The following is a 23,804-nucleotide window of genomic DNA, read 5'->3' on the forward strand; positions in this document are numbered from 1 at the left end:
TAATACATCCCAGACAATACTCTATGTTATAGGATTACCTGTTACCTGATTATACGGTAATGCAACATAATGCGGATAATTACCACCTCCAGTACAGCGTTTTACTAAGGTAGATACTAACTGTATACTTGGTGGTATAGCTGGATTAATGGTTATAGATACTGGTTTAGATACCGAACAATTATCATTGCTAATAAGTATGGTTCCCATATAAGTTCCGGCAGGAACATTTGCTGGTACCTGAATACTTTGTATCATAAATCCATTTCCATAAAAGTAATTTGGAGTATCCCCTTGATCTGCAAATAAAGGAGATGCCCAATCAATAGAATACTTATTAGGAGTACCAGTATTAGCACCATAATACAAGTCTGTAGTTTGCGGATTACTACTTGCATTAACAGCAGTGATTGTTGTTACAGTATTAATAGTAACACCTGGATTTATTTTTAAAGTAAAAATTGAACCTGGATTACTAACACCTCCGTTTGCATCTTTTACCGTCAATGTACCTGTATATGTTGCAGGAATTACTCCTGCAGGAATAGCAATATTAATTGAATTTGCCGGCAATGCTGCATCGGTAACAGGTACAAAACTATTTGTAGGAGATGAACTCCAGACAATACTATAGGTTGTTGGGTTTTCTGTTGTTGCAGAATAGCCTAATGCTATTTGCGAGGCACTACCATCGTTAGTAGAACAACGACTGATAGCAGATGAAGTTAATGTTATAGTTGGTCTTGGATTTACAGTAATCGTTGTTGCTGCAGAATTTTCGACAGCAGAATTTCCACTCTGAACAACCGCTCTAAATTGAGTTGTTACATTTAATACTCCAGAAGTATAAGTTGTGGTTGTATTAGCGATATCTGCCCAAGTAGTAAAAGGACTTACAGCTGATTGCCACTTAACAACAGATCCTGTATGACCTGATAAGGTTAACAAACCACTTGTACTTCCTGCATTAATAATAGTTCCGCCATTTACTGTTCCTCCAACTGTTGCTGGCGATACAATTACTGTAGCAGTATTGTTAGCGGTAATAGTAGAAGAACAAGTCTCTGATGTAAGTTTAGTAACAGTTATTATACTAGAGCCTGTGGTAGTTAATCCTACTGCTGTAAAGGTTCCTATACCTGCTGTACTAACCGCTAAATTAGCAGTTAATGCTGTAGCACTAGGACTGCTTCTGTTATAAGTCACTACATAATTACCAACAGGCAATGATGTAGCACTACCTGTTACTGTTATTGTAGAAGTTGTATCACTAGAAGCACAAATGCTTGCAGCAGTTGTAGATGTAATACTATAAGTAGGGCAAGTATACGAAACAATTACCTGTCCCGCTGCACCAATTCCTCCTGTCTGTGCAGTACCTAATGCCGAATTTATAGCTCCGCTACCTCCTCCGCCCGGGGCTGATCCTGCATTACCAGGTGCATTACCTAAAATTAAGCTTCCAACTCCTGCGCCTCCTGCGCCTCCAAAATTAGCGCCACTACCTCCAGCGCCCGAGGTAAGCAATAGTGATAAAAGTGCCCCTGTGTTACCAATAACACCATCAACCCCTGCAAAACGAATAGTTCCTGCGGAATTATCAACCGTACCACCAACTCCGCCAAGTGGCGTACCTCCTGCATTGTTAGCTCCTCCGCCTGATCCGCCTGATGCCAAAAATGAAGATTCATATCCTGTAATAGTAGAGTTTCCTCCTCTTGTACCATTGGCTCCAGTAGTTCCAGTAGTCTGTCCTGCAACAACCACATTCAAGATTTGCCCAGAAGCAACTGTAAGTATACTACTGGCATAAGCTCCGCCACCACCTCCGGCAGCGCCTCTCCCTAAAAGTAACCCGGCACCACTGGCTCCTCCGCCTGAGCCACCGCCGCCCCATGCCTGACCGGAAATACTGGTCACGCCTGCGGGGACAATAAGTGTACCATTAGTTGCAAATGTTTTGGTGGTCTGTGACCACGAATAAATACTAATAAATACGAGTAATAAAAATAATTTTAGCTTCATAATAGTAGGTTTTAATAATGAAAAAAATCAGTTAACTATTTGGGGAAAAGGGTATTTATGAAGAGTGGTATTAAAAAGAAAGACAGGATTAGATTGAAGAGCAATCTAGAATGTTTCTTTTTTTCTTAAAAATCATAACGTACTGTATTTTAATACATTAAGTCTTTGTGTTAATAAAATTAACAAAATATTTCTGCATATAATTGTGTACTTAAACAGATAAAAAGAGATTTTTCTTTATTTTTTAACACATTACAAATCAATAAGTTACAAATGTTGTTTTGTTACAAAAAAAGTACTGAGATAATAAGGAGATTCAATGTTACTTAGGCTTTGAGCTTCAGTTCTCCCTGATCTTTAACAAAAAACCATTCCGCAAAACGGAATGGTTTTTAAAAACACAATCTTTATTCAATTTAATAAATCACTTTTGTTGTCTGAGTTTTATTATTATCTAAAACTACTTTGACTACCAAAACCTGATTAGCAGATTTTAAATTATTGATACTCAATTTAGGATTTCCTACCGCATCTTTCTGGTAGAGTAAGTTACCCGAAACATCAAAAACATACACTTTATCAATTGTTTCATCAGAAGTTTCAACTGTAATCACTTTGCTTAAAGCTGAAATCAAAATTTTATTTTCTGATGTAGATAATCCTATCCTTGGAACTTCGGCTGAAATAACAGTTATAGATATTGGATAAACATCATAACAATTTACATTGTCGATATAGAGATCTCCATAGTATGTTCCCGGAGGGACATCTGCCGAGATAACAATTGTATTTATAGCACCTCCACTTGACGGAAAAGTAAATGGAGTAGACCCCTGATCTGCCAATGAAGCCTGATTTGCATCATAGTTCCAATCAATAAGATACGATGTAGGGTTACCCGTGGTGGTATTATAAGCCAATGTTGCGTTTTGCGAGTTAACACTTGTATAAACCGAATCAACTGACCCTGTTGTAGTAATTGTAGGAGTCTCATTTACAACCAATTCAAAGGCATATCCTCCGCTAACATCTCCGTTTGCATTTTTCACAGTCAATGTTCCTGTATAAATTCCTGCAACTGCTCCTCCTGGAACATCAATCGTGATTGGACTAGTTGGTAATGCAGCATCAACAACTGATACAAAACTATTGGTTGGAGTAGAATCCCAAACGATACTATAAGTTATTGGGTCTCCAGTAGTTCCCGAATAATCTATTGTTGTATTCTGTGCATTACCCTCTTTACTTGTACATATATTACTAGCAGATTCTGCCAAACCTATACTAAGTATATCTGTTACTGTTATCGATATTGGATACATATTAAAACAGGTTACGTTGTCAACATAAAGATCACCATAATAAGTTCCCGCTGGAACATTGGCCGGGATAACAATTGTATCTATAGCACCTCCGCTTGACGGAAAAATAAATGGAGTAGCTCCCTGATCTGCCAATGAGGCCTGATTTGCATCATAGTTCCAATCGATAAGATATGATGTAGGGTTACCTGTGGTGGTATCGTAGGCCAATGTTGTGTTTTGTGAATTAACACTTGTATAAACCGATTCAACTGATCCTGTTGTAGTAATTGTAGGTGAAGCATTTACAACTAATTCAAAGGCATATCCTCCGCTAACATCTCCGTTTGCGTTTTTTACAGTCAATGTTCCTGTATAAAATCCTGCAACTGTTCCTCCAGGAACATCAATCGTGATTGGACTAGTTGGTAATTCAGCATCAACAACTGGTACAAAACTATTGGCTGGCGAGGAATCCCAAACGATACTATATGTTGTTGGGTCCCCTGTTGTTGTTTTATAGGATAATGAGGTACTTGTTGCATTATCACTAAAACAAATATCCTTTGCCGAAGAAGCCAAAGCTATAGTAGGTAATCCTGGAGTGACCTCCAAGAATATCACCTCATGTTCAGAACAATACTCATTGAATATATAAATTTCACCTGTATAATTTCCAGGTGGAACATTGGCAGGTATCACAATTGTATTTAAAACACCCCCGTTTGGCGAAAAAGTAAATGGAGTATTAGGCTGATCTACTAATAAAGCATTATTTGCATTATCATTCCAATCAATACGATATGCTGTAGGATTAGCATAAACCCTATCATAAAACAGTTCTCCATTCTGTAAATTGGCACTTGCATGAATTGGTTTAACTGTTCCATATGAAACAATTGTAGGAGTATCATGTACAACTAAATCAAAAGGATAATTGATACTGGCAACTCCGTTTGCGTTTTTCACAGTCAATGTTCCTGTATAAGTTCCTGCAGCTGTTCCTCCAGAAACAGCAATCGTGATTGGACTAGTTGGTAATGCAGCATCAACAACTGGTACAAAACTATTGGCTGGCGAGGAATCCCAAACGATACTATAAGTTGTTGGGTCCCCTGTTGTTGTTTTGTAAGATAATATTGTATTTTCGATAATACCGCTTTCACAAACACTTATTGCCGAAGAAGCTAAAGCTATAGTAGGCCTTGGTTTTACTAGTACGACATTTGAAAAAGAATTTTCAGTACCACAAACTCCATTCTTTACAACGGCTCTAAAATCTGTTGTTTCTGTTAATGCCACCGAAGTATAATCCGTGCTGGTACTCGGATTAGGCACATCTATCCATGTCGTAAACGGATTTATTGAATATTGCCATTTGATGACCGAACCTACATTACCTACTAATGTCAATACTCCACTCGTGCTTCCGTAATCAACCTCTCCATTAGGTACAAATACAGTTCCGCCAACAGTATTGGTAAAAACAGTTATAGTAGCTGTATTATTGGTTGTGATATTGGATGAACAATTCTCTGAACTGAGTTTCGTAATTGTTATTGTACTAGTCCCTACAGTAGTTAATCCTGTAACTGTAAAAGTTCCAGTTCCTGCTGTACTCACCGTCATATTTGCAGTTAATGCAGTTGCACTAGGACTACTCCTATTGTAAGTTACTACATAACTACCCGTAGGCAATAATGCCGCACTAGAAACTACCGTTATTGTAGATGTTGTACCCAAACATACATTTGATGCTGTTGTGCCAGTAATGTTATAAGTAGGACAATTATAGGAAACTATTACTTTACCAGCTGCACCACTTCCACCAACCTGAGCTGCACCCAGTCCTGAATTTATTGCTCCACTACCGCCACCACCAGAGACTGCTCCAGCATTTCCTGGCGCATTACTCCCTAATAGAGCCCCCATAACAGCTGCTCCGCCTGCACCACCAAAATTTGCACCACCACCACCTGCTCCAGAATTGATTAAAAGTGCCCCTGTAGTACCATTACCTCCATTAGTACCTGCAAACCGAACTGTTCCTGCAGAATTGGCAACTGTACCTCCAACTCCTCCAAGAGGTGTTCCTCCTGCATTATTTGCTCCTCCGCCTGAACCGCCAGCTGCCAAAAATGAAGATTCATATCCTATAATAGTAGAGTTTCCTCCTGTTGTACCATTAGCTCCTGTAGTTCCAGTTGTCTGTCCTGCAACAACCACATTTAAGGTCGCTCCAGAAGTAACTGATAGTCTAGCACTTGCATAAGCACCTCCTCCTCCTCCTGCAGCACCTCGCCCAAGGAGTAATCCTGCGCCACTAGCACCTCCGCCTGAGCCGCCACCGCCCCAAGCCTGACCAAAAATGCTAGTCACACCTGCTGGCAGAACCAATGTACCACTACTAGTTGTAAATGTATTGGTGGTCTGTGACCACGAATAAAAACTAATAAAAACGAGTAATAAAAATAATTTTAATTTCATAATAGTAGGTTTTAATAATGAAAAAAATCAGTTAATTATTTTGGGAAAAGGGTATTTATGATAAGTGTGGTATTAAAAAGAAATTTCATTTGATTAAAATGTTATCAAGGCATTTTTCATCAAGAAACACATAATTCACAAGTTGCTGAATTACAGGTATTTAAAATATTTAATGATAAAATTAACAAAATATTTCTGCATATATTTAAATTATTCTGCAAATTATTGTGTCGTTCAACGAATAAATAATTTTTTTACCAAATATTTAACATACTAAATATCAATACATTACAAATGTCATTTTGTTACAAAAAAAACTGATTCAGAGTAAGTTATTGAGTTGTTGAGGTTTTAAGTGACAAAGGAGCAAAGGCTTGGATTACGCGTAAAACAACCATAATCTTGTCAGGCTGAGTGAGTCGAAGCCCACGTATAAAACGTTACGCATAAAAGGAACGCGGATGAAACGGATTTACTCCGTAAAGACACGGATTAATCACGGATTTCTTATGCAACATTATTAAATCCGTTTTTTTTCAGCGTCTTCGCGATAGCGAATCCATTTTATCCGCGTTACTTTTTTAGGACAAAGTTGGTTGCACGTTATGCCCTTCGACTCCGCCCAGGTTGACAAGATTGTTTGAAGAAGGTGCAAAGGCGCTGAGAGACAAAGGTGCAAAGGCTTGGATTACGCGTAAAGGAAACGCAGATAAAATAGATTTAATAATGTTACATAAAAAATCCATGATGAATCAGCGTATCCTTTACCTCAATCTTGTCTTCCTCACGAAGGAAGGATCTCCGTAAGAAACTAACATAAAAGAGTATTAGATTGTGGAGCTACTCGCGGAGACCCCAATGCCATTAAGGTTAAGAGATTTTTGATTGAAGATTGCTTCGCCTGTTCGCTCTTTCAGGCTCGGGTAACGATTGTCGATTTTTGATTTTGTGTTAATAAATAATAAGATTGCTGATTTTACACTGTTTCCCACATCTGAAATCAAAAATCGTTAGTCAAAAATCTTAAATCTTTTTATCTTTTATCTGCTGGGGTCGCATGAGGGATAGCAATGGAAATCCTTTTTATTTTTTTCTTTAAAAAATAAAAAGATTGGAATGTATAGCCCGACCCGCTTTTTCTGCGGGGCATGCCCATAAATTTATTATTCTTATTTGTAAATCAGATATTTTGCTCTCATTTTTTTGAAATCTCGCAAACCATCTTTCCAACTATTTCTAATTTCTTCTTCGGAGATTCCAGCTTCTATTTGTTGTTGCAATTTTTCATTTCCAGCTCGTATAGAGAATTTTCTTTTATCGAAGAATTTAGACTTATCGACAGTTGTTTGGTATGCCTTAATCAGCCATTTAATTTCTAGTCTATTAATTCTAGGAATTGCCGACAAATCCTCCCCATTACATTCTACACCATTATATAAAGGATCTTTATCTCCAAAATTTGGTTTTGGAGTAAATGCAAAATCGCTTTTTGGCAAATAAGGAGAACCGTATATCTGGAATTGTTTCTCCGTTCCACGTCCCATACTTATATTAGTACCTTCAAAAAGGCATAAACTAACATATAAATTAATCGATTGATCGTTAGGTAAATTAGGAGAAGGTCGTACTGGCAGACTATAACTCATGGTTCTATTATAATTCAGACACGGAATAACGGTCAATTTACATTGAATTCCGTCTTTAAGCCATTTTTCTCCATTAATCATTTTAGCTTCTTCGCCTAAAGTCATTCCGTGGAGCAAAGGAGTTCGGTGCATTCCAATTCCGCTTTGAAACGCAATATCCAAAACAGGACCATCCACAATACCAATATTCGGATTCGGGCGATCTAATACAATTAACGGAATGTTATTCTCGGCACAAGCTTCCATAATTCTATGCATTGTAGAAACATACGTATATAATCGTGTTCCTACATCTTGCAAATCAAAAACCATGATATCAATTCCTTTTAATTGCTCAGCATTTGGTTTGTTATTTTTCCCGTAAAGGGAAGCAATCGATAATCCTGTTTTGGTATCGATTTCATCAGATACGTGTTCGCCAGCATCGGCAGTACCACGAAAACCATGTTCTGGTGCAAAAATGGTTTTTATCTTTACTTTCTTTTCAACCAAAAAATCAACCAGATGGGTTTTCTTATCAATAATTCCTGTTTGATTGGTTACAATACCAATAGTTTTCCCTTTTAGTAAAGGTAAATATTCAGTATAATTTTCTGCTCCTGTTTTTATTTTTTGCGCAAAAGAAACGGTTGTAATTAATACGCATATTATGGTTAGTTTTTTCATAGGGTTTATTTGTTTTTCACTAATTGCACGAATTAGCATAAATTGTTTCACTCAGATTTAGCAGATTTAAGCCGATTAACACAGATTGTTTTTTGCCACTAATTTTTGTTTCTCGCAGATTCTGCAGATTTAGGACATTTACATTATAATAAATTGTTTCTCGCAGATTTTGCAGATTCTGGCAGATTTAAATTTTATAATCTGTGTTGATCTGCTTAAATCTGTAAAATCTGCGTGAAAAACTTAGCGTCAACAAAACAAAAATCATTTTTAATCTGTGACTAACTTTTTTTAATTATTTATTTGTTTCCAAATCTTCGGGCAAAAATCATCTTTATACATTAATCTATTAGTTCTTGTAGGGTTTACACGATTGGTAAGAATAATTAAGAACCTATTATTATCGGGATTCAAAAAGAAAAATGTTCCTGTAAAACCCGTATGTCCAAAATCATTTTTGCAATAAAACGCATCTGGTTTTCGTTTATCAAAACCAAGTCCACGATAAATTCCTTCTTTGGCAAGAGGCGAATTTGTAAATGTTGCAACCGCCTTTGCTTTTAGAATTTGCTTTCCTTGATACTTCCCATTGTTAAGCAACATCTGGCAAATTACCGAGATCGATTGTGCATTGGCAAACAAACCTGCATTCCCGGAAACTCCACCTAAAATAGCCGCAGCTTCATCGTGAACATATCCTTTGATGGTATCTTTTCTGAAAAAATTATCAATTTCGGTTGGCATTACATTTTGCTCCGAAGTCCATTTTAAAGGATTATATCCAATTTTTGAAATCCCTAATTCAGCATAAATTTTATTAGCCAGTTGATCTAACTTTTTACCTGTATTTATCTCCATCATTTGTTGCACAAGAATCAGGTTTAAATCGCTGTACAAATACTTACCACGAGGATTGGTATTGGCTACAGCTATTTTCTCATATACCGATTTATAAAACTCAGGATTTATCCACATATTTTTATAAACCTGAACATAATTCTCTTTAGGTTCAAAAGAGAGATAATTTGCATCATAAACAATATTCTTGTTTACATACATCGTATCAAATAAATCAGGATAGTTCTCCGACTTTTCTTTACTTAACAAAGGAGATCCATCTGGTGTAGATAACATACTTTGATAAAAAGTAATACTGGGCGTTAATCCCGAAGTATGCGTGAGTAATTCAAAAAAAGTTAAATCGGCAATAGCTGTGTTTTTATACATAGGAACTACGTCTCCCAACTTATCTTCTAATTTTAATCTGTTTTCTCCAACCAAACGCATGGCGACGAGGGTTGCTCCTAAAACTTTAGACATAGAAGCTAAATCGTACACGTCGTCTGTTTTTACTAACTCTTTTTTTGAATAATCGTGATACCCATAATTTTTCAAAATGAAAACAGAATCTTTGCTACCTACAATAATTTGAGCTCCAGGAAAAAATCCTTTTTCGAGCGCATTATTCATCATCGAATCGATGTAAACTTCATTTTGCTTTGTATCGAAAGATTTTATTGAACTCTTTAGAGAATGGCAACTAATCTCTAGAAGAATCAAAAAAACAAGTACGATTTTAACTCCTATTTTCTTCATGTTCTTTATGGATTAACTCTCAAGTCCTGACCTGCCATAAGAGGCTCGTTGTTGGTTCCTGTGATCATTATTCTAACTGCTTTTACAGGTTTCTTTGGGTAGATGGAAGCATTTCCGTAATCAAAAATATCTCCTTTTTCAAAATCAATTCCGTTATACGAATATTCAACATAACCATCATTTACAATAAATCTTGGGTGATGCGGAATTCCTGTCAATACATCAATTTTTGAAGAAACAACAGGATTGGTAAAAGTGTATAGAATCCAGTCACCACTTACACACGGAACATCGGTACGCAAATAAGTCTCTTCATTATAATCTTCTAATCTTGAAATTGGAAATTTAGGATTTTCAGCCATCGATGAGGTAACTTTTACCTCTGGTTCCAGATATGGTGAACAATTGAATTTTACCTTAGCCGAAGATGCTGTAGCCTCTTTATTATCTACAATAAAATCTAAACGATAAGTGTTTTTATCATTATAATTATCAATCACAAATCGCAAACGAGGTTTTGATTTCAGTGTTTTTTCTTCTGAATAGGTTTGGATTAATTTATCATTTTCATAAAGTGAAACCAATTTAATAACTCCATTACTAGCCTCATCTGCAGTTGGATTAAAAGTTAAATACCAAATCCCGCTTTTATCAACATGCTCTGTAATATTCTCCGAAATGTTTAAAACCTCAACTTTAGAAGTGCTCCAATTTGCAACTGGTAATTTCTCAACTTTTACCGCAGGACTTGCCGAATCTTCATTAAAGAAGGTACGGAACAAATATTGCTCGTAATTCTTAGTCTGGATTGGTCCAGTATATAAAGGGGATTGTCTCGTAGGTTCGTTTCCTTGCGCATCATAACGTACAACTGCTCGTTCATAAGGTGGTGTTACTGTAATCGTTCCGCTTTTGTAAATTGCCGTTGGCGGAAAATCTCTAAAAGCAATTCCCATATTAGCCAAACGTTGCAAATGGCTATTGGTTAATCTTCCATAAAAATTATCCCAGTTTTTATCTTCTTTTTTAGACCATCCAATTTCAGACAAAGCACTAATTCTTGGGTAACTTTGGTATTCTACAAATCGTGTCGGACGATCAAGATATTCACTCCACAAAGCACCTTGAACTCCTTTTATCAATTTTTGTTGTTCGGGTGTTAAATCGTTGTCTGGAATTGGCTCAAACGAATAAGCTCTTTTTGTATCTGTAATTGCTGCCCAACGATGACCACGCTCATTTTCGGACTGTGCCATGTCAAAATAAGTAAATTGTCCTGGCATCATAACAGTTTCATATCCTTTTTTAGCCGATTCAATTCCGTAGCTTATTCCCTGCCAAGCACTAATTAAAGTGTTTGGATTTATCTCTCCTCCTTTTAAAATTTCATTCCAGCCAGCTGTTTTTTTATTGTATTTTTCTACGATTTTTTCAACACGTCTAAAGAAATAATTCTGAAGTTGGAAAGTATCTGTATAGCCTTCTTTTTCCATCAGCGCTTTACATTTTGGGCAATGTTCCCAATTGGCTCTGTTTACCTCGTCTCCTGCAACATGAATATATTCAAAAGGAAACATTTCAGAAACTTCTCTAATTATAGAATCTAAAATCTGATAATTTTCTTCACGCCCCACACACCATACATTTTTTACTTCTCCCTGAACACTTTTTGTTTCCTGTGTCGTAACACATCCTATTTCTGGATATGCTGCCGTTACAGCGCGAGAATGTCCCGGAATTTCGATTTCGGGCATGATTGAGATTCCACGAGCTGCTGCATAAGTCACCACTTCTTTCATATCGGCTTGGGTATAATAACCGCCGTAACGTTTGTTTCCTGAACCGTAAGATGGCAACAATACTCCTCCTGGTCCTCTCCAGGCTCCTTTTAAGGTTAAATCTGGCATTGATTTAATCTCGGCTCTCCAACCGTTATCATCGGTAAGATGCCAATGAAAAACATTCATCTTGTGTGCTGCTAACCAGTCGATATAATTCTTAACCGTTTGCTTATCAAAAAACTGTCTTGAACAATCAAGCATCATTCCGCGCCATTCAAAACGAGGATAATCTTCTATTTTCACAAACGGAATTGTTCCTTTTTTCACCTCTTTGGCAGAGCAAATTTGTAATAAGCTTTGAAGTCCGTTTAGGACTCCATTTGAAGATTTTCCTTTTATAACCACTCCTTTTTTGGTTACGCTCAATTCGTAACCATCATTAGGAAGATTTAATTTTTCATCTACTAAAAATGATATTCCATCTTTTTTATTTCCTTTTCCAATAGAAACAATCGGTTTAATTCCTGTAGTTGCAAAAAAATCACTCCCTATATAATGGGCACTTTTTTGCAACTTTTTGTCTACAACAATTTGTACTGATGAAGGAATTACAAATGTTCCTTCTTTCTGTTCTATTTTTACTGGTTGCGGAATTATATCGAGTTTCTGAGCCTGTAATACATTCAGGGAACTCAGGAAAACTGCGATTAGTAGCATACTTTTTTTCATCTTTTCTGGTTTTTTGTTTTGTTAAAATTGTATTGGAATACTTTCCGTTTGTGTGGTACTCAAAGCGGTAATGGCATAAATATATTTTTCAAAATTAGCATTTGGTATTTCTAATTTTGTGGCTGTGGTTACATAGTAAATATTCTCAGGATTAGAGAAATCGGTTATTTTTCCTTTAGCAAATCTATATATCACATATTTTTTATTGTTCAATCCAGCCTTCCAGGTAAGCAGTCCTTTATCTCCGCTCTTAGCAATCGTAGCGTTTATTGGCGACTGTGGTGTTATTCTTGTAATTCTATTTGCTTCGGGTGTTAACGCGATATATTTATATTGTTTTTCGATAAGAGGCTTTCTAAGCGTATCTCCTTTTTTTAGAAAATTATTTGCTGTAAAATACATAGAGCCATCTAGTAAAGGCAGAGACCGAACCATTTCTATTTGCTTCACAATCTGGTCTGGACTTCTCCACTCTACTTCGTTTGCTGTCTTCGAAAGCTTATAAACTCCATGACCTACATATACATTTGTCCCGTATTTATGTGTTGCCCACCATTTTGCCAAAACTTCAAAATTAGCTCTGTCAAAACCAATGTGCCAGTATATTTGAGGTGTTACATAATCTATCCAGTTTTCTTTTTGCCATTTTAAAACATTGGCATACAAATCATCATAGTTTGTAGCTCCTGCCATTGTGTTTGATCCTTCTGAATCTTTGGCAATATTTCGCCATACTCCAAAAGGTGAAATTCCGAATTCGACCTCTGGTTTATTTGCAATTATAGTATCTCGTATTTGTTTGATTATCAAATCAACATTATCCCTTCTCCAATCGTCTTTGTCTTTAAACTGTCGAGGCTCTTTGGCAAATGCAACCTGATCAGGAAATTCTTGTCCAGCAATTCTATATGGATAAAAATAATCGTCCATGTGTATTGCCTGAATATCATAATTTCGAACTATTTCGCCCACCACAGAAGCAACAAAATCTCTGGTCTCTTTGTAACCCGGATTAAAATATCTCGTATTTCCGTAAGTAAGGAATAGCTCTGGTTTTTTAAAATATAAATGTGTCTTTGCTAGCACATTCTTAGCCGTATCTTTTTGTACACGATACGGATTTAGCCAGACATGTACACTCATTCCTCTTTTCCCCGCTTCGTCAATCATTAATTGCAATGGGTCAAAACCCGGGGCAACGCCCTGAGTTCCGGTTATCCAATGTGATGCTGGTTCTTTGGTCGATTTATAATAGGCATCTGCCGTAGGGCGAATTTGAAAGATTACGGTGTTCAGATTATACGACCGTAAATTATCCAGAATTGTTATCATTTCGGCTTTCATCGCTTTGTCTGATAAACCTGGTTTTGAAGGCCAATCGATATTATCTACAGTAGAAATCCAAGCAGCCCGCATTTCTCTTTTTGCTGGTTGTTGTCCAAAGAGATTGGCTTGAAACAACAGCACTAGAATTAAAATTTTTAAGATTTTCATAAATTCTATTTTTGGTTAGTTAATGTTTTTCGGGCAATTTAACCGCAAAGTCCGCAAGGGTTTTACGCAAAGTCCACAAAGTTTTTAATCTGTTTAATCCTTTAATTTCTATCTAATTCATTATTAAATCACCAACGAAATAAGTCCCATCGGGACATTATATTTATAGAAATTTAATTGTTTATCTAAAGAAACCCCAGCGGGGTGACATTTCAGCAACCCGAAGACAAACATACATATCGCTCCGCTGGAGCTTTTACAAAAAGAACGTATAACATTGGCTATAAATATTACGCTCCGCTGGAGCTTTTATAGCATAGCATATTTACTCAATATAATTTTCTAATCATTCTAATCTTTTTAATCTGTGGCGGAAAATAACCAAAAAACTTAACATAATTTGGAACGTGTAATTTTTTTTTCACGCAGATTTGGCAGATTAAGCAGATTTAATTTGTGCAATTGTTTCGCGAAAAGCTCCATAATATTTGTCGATAAATAAATACCTAACAGGTTTTTGAAACCTGTTAGGATAACAACTTACTCTAACAAATAAACCCCACCTTCTATAAGCGATGTCCAAACTTTTCCCAGATCATCAACTGAAAATCCGTTTACGCTCGAGCTTCCTAAATTGATTTGTTTTATAATCTCAAATTTCTCTGCATCAACAATAACGACTTCTCCTTTTCGGCTTCCTATATATATTTTATTATTGTTTTCTACTATTGGCGCTGGATTATGCTCGTACCCTAGTTTTAAATCTAAAATCTTACTTTGACTAATCAAATTTTCTTCGGTTAATTCTAGATTGTCACTTACTGGTAATCTTAACAATTCCCCATTCATCGTTTTTGCATAAAACCATTTTCCGTCTTGGCTTTTTCCCATCGATTCTCTGACTTTCCATTTAGAGGTTCTTAAAAGAGTTTTACCTGTTTCGATATCCAGAATAGTCAAAAAACGTTCTGGTGTAACAAAGTAAAGTCTGCTTTTTGACGACACTACATTTACATTTCCAGCCGAATACAAAAGCTGATTTATATTGCCATTATTCCATCGCCAGATAAGTGCTCCCGTATTTTTATTTAAACAATAAACATTGGCATCCCATGCTCCAAAAATAATCTTATCTCCTTGTATCAATGGAGTTCCTTGCGAATACGATTGTGGTAAGTTATTCTTCCAAATTACCTGTCCATTAACGGCATCAATGCATATAAACGCTGTAGAGCTTGCTGTATAAATTTTATTATTTTCAACAATTGGCGAACCTACCAAAACTCCACCTACAGGAATCTTCCATTTTTGTTTGCCAGATTCTGTATTAAATCCTAACAGATTTCCTTCTATTGTACCAATAACAAGATTATTTTTTGCAATAATTGGAGAGAAATAAATAGCATTTCCTGTTTCTATTTTCCAATTCAGGGTTTTGTTTTTCAAATTAACCGATTGTATCTCGCCAATAGAATTGGTAAAATAGAGGCTCTTTTTATCAAAACAAGGGACACTATAAATAGATGCAATGTCTTTTATAAATGGAGAGAAATTAGTTTCTAAATTGTCTTTTGGGATTTCAATTTTTGAAGGTTTCGTTGGAACTGAGAAATTAAAAACTCCTGGTTTGTCTATCATTTTCTGATAAACACTAATGCTATCATTACTGATTACAACTTCGTTGTAGCTTCTTGTTTTTCCATCACGAGAGGTAATCGATGCTCCCATAATACCGCTTAGACCAGAGAAATCATATTTTTTTAAGGTGTGTCCGTGACCACAAAAACTAACAACTGTAGGATATTTTTCTAAAACAGAAAGTACTTCTTTATAATTACTCACACTATTATCTAATGGATAATGCGCAAAGTTCAATACTTTTTTATTGCTATTTTTAAGACTGTCTTTTAGTGTTTGGTCAAGCCAAAGAACGTCTTCATGCTTTACAAAACCATCACCCATTTTCATATAAGGTCCACACGGAAATCCGATAAAAAGATAGTCGCCTTTTGAGAAAACAAATCTATCGTTACCCCATATTTTTTTATACGTTAAACCTGCGCTTTCACTCCAATTGGTTTCGTGATTTCCTGAGATTACATAATACGGAATTTTCAATTTAGCCAGAATAGAATGCACTTGTTTTAGTTCATCGTCTGCTCCACGATTCGTTAAATCTCCTGTTACTACAACAAATTCATTATCCGAATTATTGATTTCTTTTATAATATCTTGCAACAAAAAATCATTTTCGTTTCCCACAGAAACATGCAAATCTGTAAGTTGCACAAACTTGATATTTCCTGATTTTTCTGCCTTTTGAGAAAACCCTGATGCAATTATAAAAATCAATAATATTATGGAAAATGAATGTTTCATTGGTATGTTTTTTTATTTTATTTTGAAACAAATTATATTGTGGTTACTTTGTGTTAGACACACTGCGGTGCGTCTCTACGATACATCTTTATGTGTTTTCTCTCGCAGATTCTGCAGATTTAGCAGATTTAATTCCTGTAAATTCATTAATTCGTGGCGAAAAAAAAATATTTTAATCCTTTATGTTAGACGCACTGCGGTGCGTCTCTACGATACATCTTTGTGTGTTTTCTCTCGCAGATTCAGCAGATTTAACAGATTTAATTCCTGCAAATTCATTAATTCGTGGAGAAAAAAAATATTTTAATCCTTTATGTTAGACGCACTGCGGTGCGTCTCTACACTATGCGCCTCTACAGAAAACCTTTGAACCTTTGTTACTCTGTCCCTTTAAACCTCTCTCAATTATTAAAAAAATTATAGAAAAACAGCAATTGAAATTTTAAGGAGTTCTCCCAATATTCAATATTATGTTTTCCTGGACGTTCTATATAATCATGGTTAATTTTTTGGGTAAGCATCTTTGTATGAAGTTCTCTATTTACATCAATAAAAAAATCATCTACTCCACAATCGATAATAAGTTTTAGATTATTGTTTTCTACTAATTCAAGCATATTTACTACTGTGTTTTTCTCCCAATTTTCAGGGAATTCAGTTATAGAACCTAAACGTTTTTTTATATCCCACTTTTCAGGAAACGGACGAAAATCTACTCCTCCGCTCATACTCCCAGCAGCTCCAAAAACATCCTGATGTTTAAACGAGAGATACAATGCTCCATGTCCGCCCATACTAAGACCAGATATAGCTCTGCTTTCACGACTTGCAATCGTTTTGTAATTTTTATCTATAAAGGGAACTAACTCATTTACAACATAAGTTTCATATTTAAAAGTGGAATCTATTGGACTATCAAAATACCAACTTGAATAATTCCCATCAACACCAATTACTATAAAACCATATTTATCAACCTGTTCTCCAACCTCTTTAAAACTTTTTACCCAAGTTGCATAATTTCCGCTGTATCCGTGAAGCAGATAAACTACTGGAAATTTTTTCCTGCTTTTTTTATAATTATCAGGAACTATTACACACGTCTGTATGTTTTTACTCATCGAAGCGCTAAACACTTGTATCGTGTCAATCTTAGCTGCTTTGGCAGAAAAAAATAGAAATACTAAGAGTAATGTGTAAATTGTTTTTTTCATAGAATTATGGTTTCTTTTGGTTAAAAAGAGGCAATAATTTTTCTTCAAAATGTATGAGATTTTTTATTTCTGATACATTTTGACAAAAAAATATAACGGGTTAAATGATTAACTTTCTTTCTTTTAAGTTATTATTTCACTGACTTTAAAGCTTAAGCTAAAAGGTAACACACAATTAAATAAAACTATTTTAACCATGTAAGTGATATAAGTCCATTTAAGTTTTACGCTGATTAGTCATGCTTATATTTTCTTACATCACTTACATGGTTAACTTTTTTTGTTACAATTTTATTTCTTTAATAAAACTCAAAAAATATAAAATTTAGATTCGAGAAATTTACTTCAAACAATCCCTCAAAATCGTCACTGGGTGCATTGCTTTTCTATTGGTTCCGTCAAAAATCTGGTGACGGCAACTCGTTCCTGCAGCTGCAATTGCAGTTGTTGCTTCGGTTGAACGGATTTTCGGGAACAAAGTATCCTCACCCATTTGCATACTGATTTCGTAATGCTCTTTTTCATATCCAAATGAACCTGCCATACCACAACAACCTGAATTATAAATGGTAACCGAACTATTTTTAGGCACATTGAGCATTGCAAAAGAAGCTTCGACTGTACTTAATGATTTTTGATGGCAGTGTCCGTGAATTTTTATTGTTTTCTCTACATCCGAAAATTGTCCAGAATGAATTTTTCCTGCAGCAATTTCTCTCTTAAAGAACTCTTCGACAGTAAATGTGTTTTTCGATAATCGTTCAGCACTTTCTTTGTCTTTTGCCAATCGAATGTATTCGTCTCTAAAAGTCAATATTGCAGATGGTTCGATTCCTATCAGGGGTATATTTTCTGAAATTAAATCTTTAAAAATACCTACGTTTTTATTAGCGATTTCTTGTGCTTCTTCTAAGAATCCTTTGGATATGAATGCTCTTCCGCTTTCTTCGTGGTCCACAATTATTACTTCATAGCCTAGTCCTGTCAGCAATTCATAGGCATCTATTCCAACTGGAACATCATAATAATTGGTAAACTCATCACAAAAAAGATAGACTGCTCCATTTGCAAAAGGACTATTTACTGTTGATTTTTTATTTTTTTCGTACCACTTTCTAAAAGTTGTTGGTGCTAATAATGGAACTTGTCTTTGAGAAGCAATTCCCATACTTTTTTTAACAAAGCCCAAATTGGCAACAAAATTTGTCATGGAAGGCGCAATGCTTCCTAGCTTATTGAGTTTAGAATTGAAAGCAAATATTTTATTTCGAACAGAAAATCCGTTTGCTTTTTGGTATTGATATAAAAACTCCGATTTTAAAGTCGCTACATCTACATTACTTGGGCATTCGCTTGCGCAGGCTTTACAGCTCACACACAACTCAAATACTTTATATAATTCTTCGTGGTCAAATTTATTGTCTTTCTCTGAATGCGTTAAATATTCTCTCAGTGCGTTGGCTCTGGCGCGAGTCGTATCTTTTTCATTTCTTGTAGCTCGGTAACTAGGGCATAAAGTTCCTCCTGCCGAAGGTAATTTTCTGCAATCGCCTGAACCATTACATTTCTCGGCAGCACGCAAAATCCCCATACTATCCGAGAAATCCTGAATTGTTTTAATATCTGGTTCTACTCTTCCTGATTCTACCCGCAGGTTTTCGTCCATTTTAAAAGCGTTCACAATTTTTCCAACATTCAGAATTGTATGCGGATCAAAAGCACTTTTAATTCTTTTTAATAATTCGTAATTCTTTTCGCCTATCATAAATGGCAAAAACTCTCCACGAACAATTCCGTCACCGTGTTCTCCACTTAGTGAACCTCTATATTTTTTTACCAAAATTGCCACTTCGGTAGCAATGTTTCTAAACTGGTGTAATCCTTCTTTTGTTTTTAAATTTAAAACGGGACGCAAATGTATTTCTCCCGCTCCTGCGTGCGCATAATAAATAGCACTTTGCCCATGTCTTTGCATCATGGCAGAAAAATCGGCTATATAATTAGGCAAATCACTTAATTCAACCGCTGTATCTTCTATAGAATCGGCAGCTTTATCATCGCCAACAATACTTCCTAAAAGTCCGAGTCCTGCTTTTCGTAAGTCATTTATTTTATCAATATCGGTTCCATAAATTTTAGGCAAAGCATACCCAAAATTATTTTCTTCAAGATCTTTAATTAACGCATCTGCTTGTCGTTCGGCATCTTCCATACTATGGTGTGATCCTACTTCGAGCATAATTACTGCCTTAGGTTCTCCTACGATAAAAAACCTGTTTTTAGCTTGTTCCCTATTGGTTTTAGTACAATCTAATATTGTATCATCCATCATTTCGCAAGTGTACAAATGATGTTTCATTGCAGTAACTACGGCTTCTAAACTTTCTTGAATAGTATGAAAATGTGCCACAACCATAACATTATTTGTTGGTGGCAAATCATCTACTTTCAGTGTGATTTCTGTGGTAAATGCCAAAGTTCCTTCACTTCCGCAAAGTAGCTTTCCTAAATTTATTGTGTTTTCTGTACCCGAAAACAAGTCTGATTTTAATAATAAATCAATTGCATATCCTGTATTTCTTCTGTGAATTTCAGGTTTTGGAAATTCTTTTACAATTTCTTCCTGGTTTTCTTTATTCGAAAGTTCTTCATAAATCGCTTTGTAGATTTTGCTTTCCAGCGAATCTCCTTTTGTCTTTTCTATAAATTCCTTCGAAGTCATTTCCTTAAATACAACAATGCTTCCGTCGCTTAAAACAGCTTTTATCTCGACTATTTTGTCACGGGTTACTCCATAACGTATTGATGTTGTTCCTGATGAATTATTTCCTACCATTCCGCCAATCATACATCGATTTGTGGTCGAAGTATTAGGTCCGAAAAATAATCCGTGTGGTTTTAAATACAAATTCAGCTCATCGCGAATTACTCCGGGCTGAACTGTTATGGTTTTCTTAGCAGCATCAAAAGCAACAATCTTAGTAAAATGTTTAGATACATCTACAATTATTCCATTCCCTACAGTTTGCCCTGCCAGAGAAGTTCCTGCCGTTCTGGGCGTTATTGAAATTTTATTTTTTGCTGCAAAGCGAATAATTTTAACAATATCTTCTTCTGTTTTTGGAACTGCTACTGCTTGTGGTATAATTCTATAAGCAGATGCATCAGTGGCATATAATTTTTTATGAAGCTCGTCATAAAAAAGAGTTCCTTCTAATGAATCGGATAATTGCTGTAGTTGAAGAGTATCAGACATTTAATATGATATTGCTATTGTTTTATTATTGTATTTCAAGGTGTTAATTTGACTTTGCAAGTTAGCAAGATTAGACCTAACTTCTTTTAAAAAACGTCAGGTCTGCGGTACAAAATCTTGCAGGATTATAATCCTTTGTTGGAAATCTATATTATAATTTATTAAACTACCACAAATTATTAGTAATCAAAACGTTTAAATGCTTCGATTGCTTCGTATTCGGCAAGTCCTAATTCATCATATAAAATGGCTGTGTTTTTATTACGATCTTCGGCTCTAACCCAGAATTCTCTTGAGTCATTTCCTTGAAACATTACTCTGTCTTTCTGAGATTGGTGGTATAAAATTGCATGACGTTTCAATAATACTTCTGATGGGCTTAAGGGTACTGCCATATCTATTTCATGAATATCCCATTCATGCCAAGCTCCTCTATATAACCATAACCAGCAATCATTCATATAAAGTTCTGACTTTAATTCTTTCATTGCTGCAAATATCGCATTCAAACATACTTCGTGCGTCCCGTGTGGGTCTGCTAAATCTCCTGCTGCAAATACTTGATGTGGTTTTATTTTGGCAATAATATCCTTAACGATTGCAATATCTTCAGTACCTAACGGATTTTTCTTAACTTGACCTGTTTCATAAAAAGGAAGATCAAGGAAATGAGTGTTTTCATCTTTTAAACCAATATATCTCGTGGCTGCATACGACTCACGTCTTCTTATTAGTCCTTTTAATTTTCGAACTTCCAAAGAATCAATTTGATTTTCTGTCTTATTATTTAGGAAATTAATAACCAATGAAAAATTAACTCCTTCTATCTCTTTTCCAACAAAATCGCTACATACTTCGGCAAACTTTAATGCCTCATCATCTGTAACAGCAATATTTCCAGAAGTTTGATATACTACATGTACATCATGTCCTTGTTTTATTAATTTAGAAAATGTTCCTCCCATCGAGATAACATCATCATCTGGATGTGGACTAAAAAGGATTACTCTTTTCTTAGCCGGATTGGCTCTCTCAGGGCGATGTGAATCATCTGTATTTGGTTTACCTCCTGGCCAACCCGTGATAGTATGCTGCAAAACATTGAACATATTAATATTCAAATCGTAAGCAGAACCTTCTTGTGCCAAAAGATCTGACATACCATTATTATTATAATCTCTGTCGGTAAGTTTTAATATAGATTGTTTGGTTTCTCTACAAAGCCAAACGATTGCTTTGCTTTTTAATTCTTGTGTCCAGGTACATCCGCCTACTAACCAAGGGGTTTCAAATCGTGTTAATGCAGATGCTGAAGACTGATCTAATACAAAAGTAGCATTAGAATGATTTTGCAAGAATGTAGCAGGAACTTCTGAGCTTATATCTCCCTGAATAGTTCTCTTAATAATTTCGGCTTTATTTTGTCCCCAAGCCATCAAAACAATTCTTTTAGATCTAAGAATCGTAGAAACTCCCATTGTGATTGCTCTTTTAGGAACGTTATCGATACCATTAAAGTCTGATGAAGCATCGACTCTGGTAATATGATCTAGGGTTATAATTCTGGTTCCTGAATTAATGTGTGATCCTGGCTCATTAAATCCTACGTGTCCTGTACGACCAATTCCCAGAAGCTGAAAATCAAGCCCTCCGGCTTCTTTTATTTTCATTTCATAATCAACACAATATTGATTAAGTTCTTCTAAAACAACAGTTCCGTCTGGAACATTTACATTTTCTGGTTTTATATCAATATGATTAAAGAGATATTGATGCATAAAATAATGATAGCTCTGACGGTTCTCTTTGGTCATTGGATAATATTCATCCAGATTAAAAGTAACTACATTATAAAAACTAAGACCATCTTCTTTGTGCATTCGAACTAACTCTTCGTATACTTTTATAGGTGATGAGCCTGTTGCCAGACCAAGTACACAAGTTTTATTCTTGGCTTGTTTTGAACGTATTAATTCGGCTATTTCCTGAGCAACTGCTTTTGAACCTACAATTGAATTATCAAAAATCACATTATGATTTTTCTCAAATCGGGTTTCTTCAAATTTGCCAGGTATGTCGTAAGCCAAAGAAGTATTGGTTTTCATAATATATCTCTTAGTTAAAAAATTAGTTTAACAAATATATACAAAAAACAAAACGAATACATTATTTTGCGTTATTTAACAAAATTAAATTAAAATACCGTAAAATAACGCAGAAATTACTGATTGAATCTCAAATTACAACACAAAAACTCCTGATTTTCTATATTCTTCCAGCGTTGGATCTTCTGGATCAAGGTTTGTAACAATAGTATCGAGCTGACTAAGTTCGCAAACAACATGTGGCATTTTAGTATTTAATTTATTCGAAGAAAACATCGAAACTACTCTGTCAGAAGACTCTATCATTGCTTTTTTAACAATAGACACTTCATACCCTATCTCTGTTAATCCTTGTTTTACATTAATACTACTGGCTCCAATAAAACAGATATCGGCTTTAATCTTAGACAAAACCTGGATTACATCCATACCAATAGTAACCATTGCGTTTTTTTGCATTTTTCCACCTATGAATATTAAATCTATATTAGGATGCTGTGATAATTGCATTGCTATTGGTAAGCTATAAGTATAGATTGTAGCCTTTAAATCGGAAGGGATTAGCTTCGCAAACACAAGATTGGTGCTGCCTCCGCTCATTATAATAACCTGTCCATCATGCAATAATGACAACGCTTTTGTGACAATTTTTTTCTTTTCTTCTTCTGCCGATATGACAATATCAAAAACATCAACAGATTTTTCTGTAGGCTGTATAGCACCTCCATAAACTTTCTCAAGAAGATTCTTACTGTCTAATTCATTCAAATCTCTCCTTATAGTGTCTTCTGACAGATCTAGAGCTAAAGCCAAATCCGTCGTAACAACCTTTTGTTCTTCAAGGAGTTTAGTCATTATGTATTTATGTCTTTCGGCTTTCAGCATTTTTTAAAAATTAAAAATTCAGGGCAAATATATCAAATAATTCAATTCAAAAGCTGAGGACTCCTTAGTATATGCAATAGTTTGCATATTTTGAATCTCCTATAGACCTTATAGGGTATTACTACGCAAAAACTGCATTGTTTTGCGTTATTTTAGTTAATTTTTGAAAATAAATATAAAATACCGCATTTATATGCAATAAATAAATATATTTGCTCAACAACCATTAAAAAAACCAAA

11 protein-coding genes are annotated in these 23,804 nt (G+C 35.3%); all 11 read right to left on the bottom strand.

From position 1 onward, the window contains the following. Positions 1–21: 21 nt before the first annotated feature. The gene (locus tag AC3IPI_RS01125) at positions 22–2,025 is read right to left on the bottom strand and encodes a DUF8696 domain-containing protein (RefSeq protein WP_489156590.1); all 2,004 of its coding nucleotides are present in this window, start codon (positions 2,023–2,025) and stop codon (positions 22–24) included. A 416-nt stretch (positions 2,026–2,441) separates the two neighbouring features. After that, positions 2,442–5,813 (bottom strand): DUF8694 domain-containing protein, encoded by a 3,372-nt coding sequence (locus AC3IPI_RS01130; protein ID WP_489156592.1) that lies wholly within the window; start codon positions 5,811–5,813, stop codon positions 2,442–2,444. 1,169 nt (positions 5,814–6,982) lie between these two features. Further along, positions 6,983–8,125 (bottom strand): exo-beta-N-acetylmuramidase NamZ family protein, encoded by a 1,143-nt coding sequence (locus AC3IPI_RS01135; RefSeq protein WP_489156594.1) that lies wholly within the window; start codon positions 8,123–8,125, stop codon positions 6,983–6,985. 291 nt (positions 8,126–8,416) lie between these two features. Continuing rightward, on the bottom strand, positions 8,417–9,721 hold the full coding sequence (locus AC3IPI_RS01140; protein WP_489156596.1) for a serine hydrolase domain-containing protein: 1,305 nt from the start codon (positions 9,719–9,721) through the stop codon (positions 8,417–8,419). A gap of 5 nt (positions 9,722–9,726) precedes the next feature. After that, positions 9,727–12,231: a beta-N-acetylhexosaminidase gene (locus AC3IPI_RS01145; RefSeq protein WP_489156598.1), complete on the bottom strand. Its 2,505-nt coding sequence runs from the start codon at positions 12,229–12,231 to the stop codon at positions 9,727–9,729. Positions 12,232–12,252: 21 nt separating this feature from the next. Further along, positions 12,253–13,725, bottom strand: coding sequence for a glycoside hydrolase family 10-like protein (locus AC3IPI_RS01150; RefSeq protein WP_489156600.1), 1,473 nt, complete (start codon positions 13,723–13,725; stop codon positions 12,253–12,255). A 540-nt stretch (positions 13,726–14,265) separates the two neighbouring features. Continuing rightward, the gene (locus AC3IPI_RS01155; protein WP_489156602.1) at positions 14,266–16,104 is read right to left on the bottom strand and encodes an outer membrane protein assembly factor BamB family protein; all 1,839 of its coding nucleotides are present in this window, start codon (positions 16,102–16,104) and stop codon (positions 14,266–14,268) included. 401 nt (positions 16,105–16,505) lie between these two features. Further along, a complete protein-coding gene (locus tag AC3IPI_RS01160) occupies positions 16,506–17,318 on the bottom strand; it encodes an alpha/beta hydrolase (RefSeq protein ID WP_489156604.1) in 813 nt (270 codons plus the stop codon). 340 nt (positions 17,319–17,658) lie between these two features. After that, positions 17,659–20,574 (bottom strand): FAD-binding and (Fe-S)-binding domain-containing protein, encoded by a 2,916-nt coding sequence (locus AC3IPI_RS01165; RefSeq protein WP_489156606.1) that lies wholly within the window; start codon positions 20,572–20,574, stop codon positions 17,659–17,661. A 179-nt stretch (positions 20,575–20,753) separates the two neighbouring features. Then, positions 20,754–22,679 (bottom strand): glucosamine-6-phosphate deaminase, encoded by a 1,926-nt coding sequence (gene nagB, locus AC3IPI_RS01170; RefSeq protein ID WP_489156608.1) that lies wholly within the window; start codon positions 22,677–22,679, stop codon positions 20,754–20,756. A gap of 135 nt (positions 22,680–22,814) precedes the next feature. Further along, positions 22,815–23,564, bottom strand: coding sequence for a DeoR/GlpR family DNA-binding transcription regulator (locus tag AC3IPI_RS01175; protein ID WP_039119817.1), 750 nt, complete (start codon positions 23,562–23,564; stop codon positions 22,815–22,817). Positions 23,565–23,804 lie beyond the last annotated feature (240 nt).

It is taken from the genome of Flavobacterium sp. GL_143 (genome assembly GCF_057834355.1).